Annotated in this window: 12 protein-coding genes and 1 pseudogene; 2 read left to right on the forward strand and 11 right to left on the reverse strand. The window is 37.5% G+C overall.

Going from position 1 to position 11,504, the window contains the following annotated elements:
* Positions 1-321: 321 nt before the first annotated feature.
* Positions 322-1,107, reverse strand: a pseudogene (locus G499_RS22580) (MvaI/BcnI family restriction endonuclease).
* Complete coding sequence (locus G499_RS20395; RefSeq protein ID WP_051296316.1) at positions 1,107-1,889, reverse strand: DNA-methyltransferase; 783 nt, start codon at positions 1,887-1,889, stop codon at positions 1,107-1,109. The pseudogene G499_RS22580 and the gene G499_RS20395 overlap by 1 nt, the downstream one beginning before the upstream one ends.
* Before the next feature lie 159 nt (positions 1,890-2,048).
* Between G499_RS20395 and G499_RS21930 the strand changes: the two genes are divergently transcribed.
* Positions 2,049-2,192: a hypothetical protein gene (locus G499_RS21930; RefSeq protein WP_154658500.1), complete on the forward strand. Its 144-nt coding sequence runs from the start codon at positions 2,049-2,051 to the stop codon at positions 2,190-2,192.
* 189 nt (positions 2,193-2,381) lie between these two features.
* On the opposite strand, the gene csx20 is transcribed toward G499_RS21930, so the two are convergent.
* The 7 genes from csx20 to cas10 are packed head-to-tail and all read right to left on the reverse strand — an operon-like array spanning position 2,382 to position 9,012.
* Entirely contained in the window at positions 2,382-2,774 is a 393-nt protein-coding gene (csx20, locus tag G499_RS0115865; protein ID WP_035727751.1) for a CRISPR-associated protein Csx20, read from the reverse strand.
* Positions 2,771-3,997 carry a TIGR02221 family CRISPR-associated protein gene (gene csx2 / locus G499_RS0115870; protein ID WP_027000751.1) on the reverse strand — a complete coding sequence of 409 codons (1,227 nt, stop codon included), beginning with the start codon at positions 3,995-3,997 and terminating at the stop codon, positions 2,771-2,773. The genes csx20 and csx2 overlap by 4 nt, the downstream gene beginning before the upstream one ends.
* Positions 3,998-4,003: 6 nt before the next feature.
* Positions 4,004-5,380: a type III-A CRISPR-associated RAMP protein Csm5 gene (gene csm5 / locus G499_RS0115875; protein WP_027000752.1), complete on the reverse strand. Its 1,377-nt coding sequence runs from the start codon at positions 5,378-5,380 to the stop codon at positions 4,004-4,006.
* A gap of 33 nt (positions 5,381-5,413) precedes the next feature.
* Positions 5,414-6,463, reverse strand: coding sequence for a type III-A CRISPR-associated RAMP protein Csm4 (gene csm4, locus G499_RS0115880; RefSeq protein WP_027000753.1), 1,050 nt, complete (start codon positions 6,461-6,463; stop codon positions 5,414-5,416).
* 9 nt (positions 6,464-6,472) lie between these two features.
* Positions 6,473-7,090, reverse strand: coding sequence for a type III-A CRISPR-associated RAMP protein Csm3 (csm3, locus tag G499_RS0115885; RefSeq protein WP_027000754.1), 618 nt, complete (start codon positions 7,088-7,090; stop codon positions 6,473-6,475).
* Between the two features lie 32 nt (positions 7,091-7,122).
* Entirely contained in the window at positions 7,123-7,575 is a 453-nt protein-coding gene (gene csm2, locus G499_RS20400) for a type III-A CRISPR-associated protein Csm2 (RefSeq protein WP_051296317.1), read from the reverse strand.
* 18 nt (positions 7,576-7,593) lie between these two features.
* Entirely contained in the window at positions 7,594-9,012 is a 1,419-nt protein-coding gene (gene cas10, locus G499_RS20405; RefSeq protein WP_051296318.1) for a type III-A CRISPR-associated protein Cas10/Csm1, read from the reverse strand.
* A gap of 199 nt (positions 9,013-9,211) precedes the next feature.
* Here cas10 and G499_RS21935 point away from each other — a divergent pair, with 199 nt between their 5' ends.
* A complete protein-coding gene (locus G499_RS21935; RefSeq protein ID WP_154658501.1) occupies positions 9,212-9,355 on the forward strand; it encodes a hypothetical protein in 144 nt (47 codons plus the stop codon).
* A gap of 264 nt (positions 9,356-9,619) precedes the next feature.
* Here G499_RS21935 and G499_RS0115905 read toward each other — a convergent pair whose 3' ends face one another.
* The gene (locus tag G499_RS0115905) at positions 9,620-11,050 is read right to left on the reverse strand and encodes a hypothetical protein (protein ID WP_027000755.1); all 1,431 of its coding nucleotides are present in this window, start codon (positions 11,048-11,050) and stop codon (positions 9,620-9,622) included.
* A 42-nt stretch (positions 11,051-11,092) separates the two neighbouring features.
* A partial coding sequence (locus G499_RS20410) for a tyrosine-type recombinase/integrase (RefSeq protein WP_154658502.1) occupies positions 11,093-11,504 on the reverse strand: 412 nt, incomplete at its 5' end.

Below are 11,504 nucleotides of genomic sequence, written 5' to 3' on the forward strand. Positions count from 1 at the left end.
CTGCGAAGATAGCAAAAAGCTAAGAAAAATCTATTTTTTGCTCTTTTGTGGCTAATTTTAAACCACTTACAGGAAAGATATTTTGTGTTTTTCAAAGTATTCGTACCCAATGTGCATCTCGCTACGAGCTTGTATCGCCTTGGTACAGCGTATTTTAATGAGTTTTTAGACAGATTGACGGTTTGCAGCTATAAGAAGTTGGCGATTTTCACCACAAATGTTGATGCGGAGAACCAATGTTTGATTAACCACAAAACCGTCTGCGGAGCACTGAACCGCCATTACGCAAAACCGCTGTTACCGGCTGGGCTTCTTTTGTCGTCAAACAATTACAGTCGCTTTTTCGTAAAGTTCCGGCAAACAATTTTGTCTCATCCTGAATTTTGTTCCGTGATTGTGTCTGGTTCTTGCGTCAAAGTCAACTAAAATGTTTCCCTTCTCAATTTGGTTTAGGAAGCCATCAAAGTTGAACTTCTGCAACATCATTACTTTGCTATATCTGTATAATTCTCTGTCGTCTTCTTTTTTTACTTCTGCTTGAACGTAAAAACAGTTTAGTAATTTTGTTCCTGCTTTGTTTGATAGGTCGTCAAAGCCCCAATAAGGTTGTGGGTCAAGCTGTCCCAAGCCAACTCTACTTTTAACTTGTTTCAGTCACTCACTGTGTTTTTCGGCTACTTTACTACTGTCAAATGAAATTAAAACTTTACTGTTTTTTCGGTCAATTACAACTTGAAATCCCCTGTCGCTTGGTGAAAGTCCGTGAATAGTTTGCCTAAAACTCATTTCGTTTTCAGGATATTTTTTACCGGCTTCTTGGTGTGCCCAACCATATTTAGGCAACAAAACTTGCGGAACAAATTTTATTGCTCTTGGTGAAGGCTCAATATGAAATAGTGTTGTAAGCGAAGAAGTATTTAATCTTTGAGTTTTTAATTCCCACTCTGCGGCATTGGGAATTGGTAAGTTGTTTTCTTCGATACCTAACAAATCTTCAAGTGTATTTCCAATACCACCGTGATTTCCGTGTCTTGCGTTGTCTATCCAACCTTGTTCAGCAATTTTTTTAAGCTCAGTTATTAAGCTATCTTTCGTGTAAATTTTCATTATTCTGTCTCCTGAAATAAGGTTAAGGGTCTTAACCCTATTAACTCACTTTGTTTTTTATTACGTTCAATTCTAAGTTCCGCCATTTCACAATAATCAGGTGATAACTCAATACCGATATAATTTCTTTTATGTCCCATTGCAACAACTGCGGTTGTTCCACTTCCCATAAAAGGGTCTAAAATGATTTGAGCTGTTGTAGATGAAATTATCCTGTCAATTAGGGCAACCGGAAAAGGTGCGGGGTGTTCATTTTTCATCTCTTGCGTAAACTCCCAAACATCGCCATAAGCATTAGCCTTTGGTGCAAGTTTGAAATTGCGTTTTGGTATGAGATATATGACTTCATAAGTTGGTAAAAAGTAACCCGGGTTAAAATTTATACCGCCTTTGCGTTTCCAAATTATGATTTGCCTGACGGGTAAATCTCTAATTATGTCTTGTCTGTCTTGAAGTAAACCGTCCTGAACTCTCCACTTATGGTTGTAAAAAATTGCTCCGTCATCTTTTATTAGTCGAAACATTTCTTTTAAACAGTTGTGTTGCCACTCTGCATATTCTTCGTGTGGCATATTGTCGTCATAATGACTATAACCGTTTACTAACGCTGCACCTGCCCACTTTCCACCACGTCCGTCTTTCATTCCGTTTCCGGTCGAATTTTTCAAGTTGTAAGGGGGCGAAGTAACCACTAAGTCCAAGCACTTGTCGGGCATTTCACGCATAACAGTCAAGCTGTCACCATTGATAATTTTATTGATGTATTTTTCTTCAAAAGTCATTTGTCTTTGAGTATTATTTGTCAGCGTTCAAATTTACGATTTTAATTCACTGTCTGTTAGTTTGCAGTCTGTTTTTAGCCTTGCCGGTAACGGCAGTCTGTCCAAAAACCAACTCTTGTGAAGATAGCAAAAAGCCAAGAAAAATCCATAGCTTAGGGAATGAAATTTATACTCTGTAAAAACAGGGTTACTTACAGCCTTACTGCTCCCCTTGAGGAGCTGGTATCTCCTGACAGTGTGGTGCGGCGCATAGACCTTTTTGTAGAAAGTTTAGACTTAGCTCCTTTGGGCTTTTGTGGCTAAATTTAAGCCACTTATAGGAAAGAAATTTTGTGTTTTTCAAAGTATTCACACCCAATATGCGTCTCGCTACGGGCTTGTATCGCCTTGGCACAGCGTGTTTTAATGAGTTTTTAGACAGATTGACGTTGCATGCAACGTCCGTACACTTCAATTCCTGAATGGTGCGATTAAAAGCAACTATGGGTCAATCTAATCAATTTTTTCATAAATCCGAAATCTTTGGTGTACAAAGAATCGCTCTGTATGTACTGAGCCGTCAGGCAAAATACGTTCTTGTACATTGCGTTTGGTAGTGCTGTAGAGTGGTATAAGTTGGGCTTGCCAAGCGTATTGCACCATTAGGTAGGTAGCCCCAAAATCACCTTGTATGAGTATTAAGTCGCCTTTTTGACAATTTTGCTTGAGCCAATCGTACAAAGTTTGCAGATGTTTATGTAAACATGGTAATTCAGGAGGGATATTGCTCCAAAGTGCTTGTAAATCTTCGGGTAAAGCTACAAAGTTCTTCACCTGCCAGTTTTCTTGGGCATCTTGTATTTGCTCAGGGGTGAGGTTGTGAGAAAACAGAAGGTAGAGGTTCATGGGTTTAATAGTATTTTTTTGAGCTTTTCTAAATGATCTTGCAAATTAGTAATATCATTTTCTTTATTGGCGGAACTACTTGGAATTGCGTGAGCTATCTTTTTACGAATATTATTGGCCGGCCTATAAATATCTAAAAGACTTGCAAATCTATCTTTTTTGTGTATTTTATCCTTTGCTGTCTTTCTGCTCGTTTCATCATTGACATCAATATTTTCACATTCACATACATACGAAATAATAGCTTCTACTAAGTTGATATAGGCAAAACCGTAATTAGCATTCTGAAAGTGCCACTCAGCCAAAGCCAACTGCTTTTGAGAAAGCGTATTTTTATTTCTGAAATGCTTGGTAAATTTTTCTAAGGTGGGCTTGATAACCAATTGTGCAGGTGTGCTTAATGCTTCTACATATTGTTGTATGGAAGTAAGCTGATTGACCTGAGAAGCAATCTCATTAATGTAGTTGAGTTGTAAAAAATTAGAAAACTCAGAAAGTTTTCTCTTCACTTGCTCGTTTTCAATTAGTGGAAGCATTTCGTAGCTAATCCCATACTTACTGAATTGCTGGCCAGCTTTGAGCCATTGGCTCATTTCTACAATGGGTTGCAGGTTTACTACTTGGGCTATTCCATCAGTTTCTCCCATTACATCTAACATTCCATAATAAATACCTCTTATGTTAATTTTCTTTCCAATAACATCTTGCAAATAAAAAACAGACATCAGAGCAAACATTGGTAATGAGCGGAATGCGTGTGTAATATCCAAAAAAATCTCATCACCATCTTCTAAATGCTGAAAAACAGCATTGAATATTTGAAAGTTTTGCCAAAGTTCTTGTTCACTAAGTCCATAACGAAGCAGGAAAATTTTCGATGTGTTTGGTAAAGCCTCTTCTAATTTTTTAAGTAGCTCTTTTGCTTCATCAACATCTGTATCTTTATTTGCTTTTTGTGCAGATTCCCCTAATTGCACCCAATAGTTTTCATCTATTTTTTCTCTTTCCAAAAATGTATTGTACACTTCTTCCCACATGGATTTCACCGTTCCCAACAAGTATAAGTTGTCTGCTTTTAAGTGCTCAAAAAGAGCTTTTGCTACAAAGGAAGTTGCATATCGTTGATTTTCAATTTGGTAATTAGCTTTTTTGTAAATCCTTTGGGCGTTGTTGTTTTTGTCTAGTTGCCCTGTACCAATAAAACTAATCAGTAGCTTTGCCATAACGTTCTAATTTTTAAATTTACTGAAAGAAACATCTAATATTTTACCTTTATTGTTGATTTGGGCGATACGACAAATGAGTATGGTTCCCACGGGGATTTCGCTATTGTAACCACGCAAAGCAAAAACAGGCTCTGTGTCTTTCGAAAGCATTAGTTTTACTTCATTGGGTTTGCCCGATTTTACTACTACAGCGTCTATCTCCAAACCTTGTTTAAGCTTTGTACCCTCTTTCAAATATTCTGCAACGACTTCTTTGGGGGTAGGTGCTGCTGGTTTCTGCCATTTTTCTAAAACGACTTCCTCTTTATCAATCGTCCGCTCGCTTATCTGCACCCAGCCCCAAGGTGTCATCGTATCAGCATCTACAACTTTGGTAATAGGAAAGGTACTTGCATCGACCTTTTTGGCACTTGGAAGATACTCCTTTACATTTACAAATTTCCGAAACACATCAGGTCCTTTTTTCTTGAAAATAGCCAAACCTACCGACTGAAAGAAATAGCCTTTGCCCGAACCTATTTTGAAAAGATGCTCGCTGCCTTTCGGTTTGTCTGCTATTTCTGTATAAAAATTGAGTAATTTTTCATTTGTGTTTTTATATTCTTTCAGAAGTTCTACATCTCTTTGGTTCGCATCTTGGCTGTACTTGGACAAGGCTTGCAGTAAAGTTTCAAGCGATATTTTTTCGGAGCGATATTCAGCTTCAAATTTAATATGAGGCTGGATAGCCTCTACAAATTGAGGAGTACCACTTTGTTTTTTGCTGTCTTTCAGATGGAAGCGAATGGTTTTATAAACTTTTACAGCTTCCGAAAGTAAAGGAGGGCTATCGCTGAGTGCCATTTCATAGCTTTCATATTGTTTACTGAGATTTTCATTTATTTTATATTTTTCTTCTTTTTTTGCATACAATTTTCCACAAATTTCATCTATCCATTTTTCACCTTTTGGATCATTCATGAGCCAGCAATATAACAAAGCCCCTTTGAAAGCTCCTTTTAGTGAACTGCCGGGGATATAGGGTTGAAAATGAGGGTTTTTGATAATTTCTGCAACATGTATTTTCCTTTTTACATTTACAGAAGCTCCTTTAGGAACGCGTCGCAAGCTATACTGCTTAAAATCAATTTTTAGACGGTTTTTGAGAAAGTCTTTGAGTTCAAAAGGCTTGCTGTTGCTGTCTGTACCCATAGCCACGCCCGATACATACTCTTCTATGAGGTTGTCCATATCAGGGCTTTGCAGAAAAGCCTCTTTAATTCGCTCTTGGCACAAAAAATACATCCAGTCCTCATCTACGACAAAATCGCTGTAAGGTGAAAATCGCTCGCCTGTGCTTATGGAAACGGGGCTAACTGTATAAAAATAGAGCTTCGGCATATTTGTAATCCTTAGGAATTGTTGATAGACTCTTTAGATTTTATAAAATCCGAGGGGCTGCATCGTATAAACTGAATATTTTGAGGGCAAAGCAATGGAAAAAGCCAAGCCATTGCGAAGACGTATGCCATCGGAGGCTTGGTGATGTAAATGTACAATTTGCCCTTGTAAGCCTTGATGAATAGCTCCTTCTAAAACCGCCTGCACTACTTTGAGGCGATAATTTTCAGCAAGAAACATTCCCCCTCGCAGCTTGGTTTGGTATAAGTGCAAACTTGCTTTTTCTTCCTCTTTTGGAAATATAAGGCTCAGAGCTACTTCTTGCGAAGCTTTTTGCAAGAACAATTCGGGTAAGTCCTTATATTTGGTCAAGCTTTCCATTTGTCCTGCTCCTGTGCTACGCTCTCCGCCAATGCCTGTTTTGATAAGCGACTCCCAAACCTTCCAAAAAAGATTTTCATCTTCCGAAGGTAAATTCGTTTGACAAAGGAAATACCAGTGTACCGAAAAGTAATCGTTGCCCAAAAGAAACAAATCTGTTTGGCTGTATAAATTGCCTTCTACTTCTTGAGTATGCTTGCGTACTTTCAGGCTATCTTCTTTCTTGAATACCGACAAGCCTATCAGTTCGTCCGCATGGTTGATTTCGCTTTGATGCACCACGAAACGCCCGTCAATGATACGGCATTTGTTTGCATCAAACCATTCGTTGGGCAAAAGTTGTTCTTGCCAGACTTTCCAAGAAAGAAATTGTATTTTTTTGAATTTCTTATGGTCTAAATCTTCCTGATGAAAAAGGTTGAGGCTGACAGGCTTGGGCAAAAAGAAAATTTTTTGCTTAGAAGAAGTATGTTCTAAGCAATGAAAAGCCGATGAAATGCCGATTTGCTGTTTTGTGAAATACTCAACAAAAACTTCTACCTTAGAAGGCTCTATCACACTGAGTTGGCTGATGAAAGCCGAAAATAGAAGGTCTGAGTGTATATATACACTGGTATCTGTCAGGGTATTGCTTCGGATTTCGGTAGTTTCTCCGAAATGAAAACGGCTATTTTTTTCACAGTGTAGAATAACTGCTTGCATAAGCGATATTTATGATTCCCATTTTATTTTTACTTTGCCGTAGCCGCGTGTGCCGCTGCCACCGAGGTAATCGTTTTCTAATAATGCAAAGCCTTCTTTCAGTTTTGCCTCAAACTCATCAGAATTATCAGTATCGTATTTGTCCAAAATAATTTCGAAATGAAAGACCGCTCCCGCAGGTACTCGCTCAATGGTGCGTGGATGTTCGGCTTTTCCAGTTTTACGGTTAATTTTGTTCTCTGTTTTTACTTCACTAAAATCGGTTTCTAATTTGACTTCTTTTTCAGGGAAATCTTGTTTGAATTTTTCGACATCTAAGTAGGCATCACGAAAAATCAGACGTGTGATTTCTTGGGCTTTTTTTTGTTCTTTTACCTCAATTCCACCAAACATTTTGCGAAGTACATCGCTATCATCTTTTACGTCGGGAGAGCCTTCTTTTTTGGCAAGTAGTGTGCGTATCTTCCCTTTGAGCGAGCTACCGGGAATATAAGGCACTCCTTTGGGCGTTTTGATAACGGGCAAGTCCAAGCCGCCAATATCTAAGGCTGTTTTGGCACCGCCAATGTGCATACCAGTTTCGAGGGTAATAGTACCCTTTAGCACAATTTTGTCTAAAAATTTCATATTATGAGCCATTTTATTGTTAAGCAGTGAATTTATTTGCTACCGTAAAACTTATGATATGCTACGATTGCCTCCATAAAGTCTTTGAAGTTTTCGAGGGTAGTTTCATCTTTTACCTCTTTGATAAGACTATCCAGAAAAGCTACAAAGGTTTTCGCTTTTATATTATCAAGCCTACCAGCAATATACGCCAGATTGGGGCGAATGAGCTTGAGCGAGGCCACATCTTTGGCTTTTTTTATTTCTTGGAAAATATTGCGAAGCTGGTGGGTAGAAACATCTTTGCCATATTCTTCTACAAAATCTTCTGTTTTCTCAAAAATCGCATCTATTTTATCGCTCTGCTTAAATTTTAGCAGTTCGGATTTCAAGCCGTTTTTAAAAAAGTTATCGGCTTCTTGGGCAAGCTCGGCAAAGGTTTTTGTTCTGAAATCTCCTTTTGGATTGCTATTGCTATCTTTTTGATGATTTTTCTCTCCTTTCATACGATTTTTTGTTTAAGATTAAGAGTTTATGCTTTCTTCTTGTTCTTTTGTTGATTTTGTGAATAATTCTGCCCAGCGTGCCGCTACGGGAAACACCATCGGGTTAAGGGCTTTTTCTTTTTTCATAAAAGTCTGTAAAAGAGCATCTTCATACTCTTTGAACAGCTTTTCCATACATTCTCTTACTTGGTTATCCCCAAAATTCCTCAAGTAATACTTCAAGCGATGTACTTTGGGGAAGTTGAGCTTTCCGGTTTGGGCTTGTTCTTGGAGACGTGTAAAGCCGATTTCGCTCGATTTGATGCGGTGCAATACAGCTCTTGAAGCATTGTGTTCTTCTATAAGTTTTTTAAGTTCTTTGGCTATTTCTTTGGCTTTTTGGTAGTCTTGCCAAGTGAGTACCTCGCCAAAAAGCGTAATTTTATTTTTTCCATGATTTTTTGCGAGTTCCAGAGCGTGTTCGGCTTCTTCGGCAAGGCGTACCATCGGGAAGTTGGCGGGCACAATTACCACACCTGCCGAAATGCTGAGATTGAGTTTCTTTTCAGTTTGGAATTCGTGGAATTCTTTTTGAATAGCACAGGCAACTTCCAATACTTTGTCCCATGCACCGATAAGGAAGCAGTCGTCGCCTCCGGCAAAAACAGGGTAGATGCTTGCCTCTTCAATATATAGTTTTAGGATTTGATACATTTCTTCCTCAAAAAATTGACTCAAATATTGAGAATTTTGCTCGTATTTTTCTCGCTTTTTGTTTCTGAAAAGCAGCCCGAGGTTGTCCACATCTATTTTGAGGGCGGCAAGTTTTTGGTCGCCTGTGGATTGCTGAACGATTTCATCAAAATCTGTGATTCCTTGTTTTTTTACAGGAAGCTTGTTGAGGATTTTTTCTTCAAATTGAGAGGCATCGGAAGAAGTTTGAAAATAAAAGCCAGCCTTGCTAAAAGGACTTGGGGAATCTTTTTGCGTAGCTTGCCTGATTACAAAGCCCCTGCTTTTGATAAGTTCTTCTGTAAAGTCCTTCCAAATATCTTCTTTGAAAGGTCGATAAACATAGGCTTGTATGGCAAGAGGCTTCTGCAATTTGGCTTTGTTGGCTTCTTTGGCAATATGTTGCATGTCTGTTGTAAAATTACCTTCGGAGGCCAAATAAGCAATGATGGGAAAAATATTTTCTTGTTGAAAATCCTCCTGAAACTTCTGAATGGCTTCTTTTAGCACTTCTTCTGAAGTATCGGCGTAGAAAAACAGATTTCCTCCACCATTATAGACTACCTCGAGCGAGCCCAGTTTTTCTTCAAAAAACTTTTGGGCAATTTCTGTAATGGCCTGTACATATACCGAGCGGGCTTTGAGCTGCTTAGCAGCCCCCTTAGAGGGCACATCGAAAATAAAGGACTGGATGCCTGAAAGGTCTATTTTGATAAAATATCGCATGATTTTTTAACTTTCATTGAAGTAATGCTTTTTTATTGAAGATTCCAAATTTTGAAGCAAGATTTCTTTAAGACTTGACAGCTTTTGGAGAAACTTCTAAATGATAAGATTAAAATTGTATAGGTGGGGACGGCAGTCTGTCCAAAAACCAACTCTTGTGAAGATAGCAAAAAGCCAAGAAAAATCCATAGCTTAGGGAATGAAATTTATTATAGGTAAAAACAGGGTTACTTACAGCCTCACAGATCCGCTGGAAGCACTCATTTCGCCCGACAATGTGGTGCGGCGCATAGACCTTTTTGTAGAAAGTTTAGACTTAGCTCCTTTGGGCTTTTGTGGCTAATTTTAAACCACTTACAGCAAAGATATTTTGTGTTTTTCAAAGTATTCACACCCAACAGGTGTCTCGCTACGAGTACGAGCTTGTATCGCCTTGGTACAGCGTATTTTAATGAGTTTTTAGACAGATTGACGGTTTGCGGCTTGGTGAAGTGGCGGACTTTGAAGCACTAACTTTCAATTTATAACTAAACTTCATTTGAAAACTGAATATTCAATTTAGCACTAAACCCCCGCTTTTGCCAAACTGCTGTTATATGCAGCCCTATTAGATTTTTTCAAAGTATTCTTCGTCAGTTTTAATATTCATATGTTTTTCTAAATACTTCGCCTGGTTATAAACATATCCATCATATCCAATGCTTTTTAGAATTAGTTTACTTATCAATGTAAAGAGTTTTGCTGAAACATAAGTCAAATAGAGATTCGTTTTTTCTTCGTCTTTAATTTTTTCATTATCAAGCAATATGTTTCCGTGAAGTAAATCATTTCTATGCTCTATTATAGTAATGTCGTGTAAAGTTAAACGTATTCCAAGCTGTTCAAACGGACGAGTTAATTTTTCATTATTAGTTAAATGTTTTTTGTTAATAGGTTTATTGATTTCTTTAAGTCGCCTTTTTAATTTTAATAAATTGGTTTCGCTCAATGTCTCGGCATTATCATCAATGACTTTGTGTAATTCGTCAATTATTTTGCATGCTAAATTTCTATCGTCAATTGGTTTTTCAAGTCCGGTTTCTTCAATACTTAAATGTTTAGAAAGTTGTTCTATAATAATGGCAAATGAACTTGGGATTATCAGTAACGACCTAATAGAAGTAGCTTCCAATATGACTAAAATTGATGCAGAAAATTCAGGTTCAGTATGTATTTTATAAACAAGGCTTGAAAAATTAGCTAACGTTATTCTTGTCAGATTATTCGAATAATAGTCAGCAACATCCTTTTCAATATCTGGGTAAGAATAGGGATTTGCTGTGATTGGGCTATACATTCCTTTCAGCGTAGGTCCAATATAGTTTGAGTAGCAACAGTTTCCTTTATCATCAAATGTAAATTTTTCTCCACCTACCATTAATTTGTTTATGAACCCGATTGCTTGTTGAATAGAAAAACAGACCTTTGAAAATTCATCGTAGCTCTGTTCTTGTAAACATTCAAAAACATAAAAACCTTTGTCGTTATGTTTTAGTTGGGTTACGTCATATTCCTTTTCATTAAGACTTATCCGAATGCAGTCATAGAAATATTCAGTACCTTGTCTTTGATGTGTAACCGTTTCAAACTCTCTATGGAATGTGTTTATTTCTTTTAATTCGGTTTGAAAGTATGTTTTATAAAATCCGTATTGTTCAAAGTTTTCTGACTGAAATCTGTTTAACTCGATTGTAGTTTCAAAATTTACAGATTTGTCTGCTTTAAAATTTGTGTGTTTTGATGTACTTCCGATTTTTTTCGTTTTATAAGTGATTTCATTGAAAATAAATGATAGTTCATAATTGTTATCTTCATCTTCTATAAACCTTGCATTAATTTGAAGGAGAAATGCTTCTTTTTCCCTTATTAGAAAAGTGTCAATTTCTCTATCTTTAACAAGCTCGACTTTAAATTTATTTTGAGAGCTTATTTCGTCAATAAACTTCAGATTCGTGTCGAAAGATTTGTCATTTTCTATTCGCTTTGTCGATGTGTTCATTTTAGGTCGAAGTGTTTTGGAAGGGTTGCATATAACATTTACTTATACGAACTTTAGTTCGCATTGTTCAAATTCATGAGTGTATCCAAGGGGTTTTTTAGCTCTTTGGATGGTTCGGTGGCTTACGTGTGTATATCGTTCGGTAGTTTTAGAGCTACTATGTCCTAAAAGTTCTTGGATGATACCGATATCTGTTCCGGCTTCGTGCAAGTGTGTTGCAAAGCTATGCCGCAAAGTGTGGAAGTTGATTTTTTTTGTGATGTTTGCCTTTTGTTTGGTCTTGATTTTTTGCCCTGTTTTATAATCACAATTCACGAGCCAGCCTCTATCTTCATATGCAACTATACGCAGGTCTGTGTAGGTTTCGGTAGCCGTTGTTGGTACAATGACTGGCTCCGAGCGACGTGCTATGTCGGTTTGTTGAACCGTGGGTTCAGTCCGCTTAGGGGCGTTG

Origin of the sequence: Eisenibacter elegans DSM 3317 (assembly GCF_000430505.1) — a bacterium.
GTDB lineage: Bacteria > Bacteroidota > Bacteroidia > Cytophagales > Microscillaceae > Eisenibacter > Eisenibacter elegans.

Coding starts and splice junctions, on each gene's coding strand:
- csx2 (WP_027000751.1), bottom strand. CDS start 3,997: ATGGCAAAGCTACTGATTAGTTTTATTGGTACAGGGCAACTAGACAAA.
- csx20 (WP_035727751.1), bottom strand. CDS start 2,774: ATGAACCTCTACCTTCTGTTTTCTCACAACCTCACCCCTGAGCAAATA.
- csm3 (WP_027000754.1), bottom strand. CDS start 7,090: ATGAAATTTTTAGACAAAATTGTGCTAAAGGGTACTATTACCCTCGAA.
- csm5 (WP_027000752.1), bottom strand. CDS start 5,380: ATGCCGAAGCTCTATTTTTATACAGTTAGCCCCGTTTCCATAAGCACA.
- G499_RS21935 (WP_154658501.1), top strand. CDS start 9,212: ATGAAATTTATTATAGGTAAAAACAGGGTTACTTACAGCCTCACAGAT.
- G499_RS0115905 (WP_027000755.1), bottom strand. CDS start 11,050: ATGAACACATCGACAAAGCGAATAGAAAATGACAAATCTTTCGACACG.
- csm4 (WP_027000753.1), bottom strand. CDS start 6,463: ATGCAAGCAGTTATTCTACACTGTGAAAAAAATAGCCGTTTTCATTTC.
- G499_RS20395 (WP_051296316.1), bottom strand. CDS start 1,889: ATGACTTTTGAAGAAAAATACATCAATAAAATTATCAATGGTGACAGC.
- csm2 (WP_051296317.1), bottom strand. CDS start 7,575: ATGAAAGGAGAGAAAAATCATCAAAAAGATAGCAATAGCAATCCAAAA.
- G499_RS21930 (WP_154658500.1), top strand. CDS start 2,049: ATGAAATTTATACTCTGTAAAAACAGGGTTACTTACAGCCTTACTGCT.
- cas10 (WP_051296318.1), bottom strand. CDS start 9,012: ATGCGATATTTTATCAAAATAGACCTTTCAGGCATCCAGTCCTTTATT.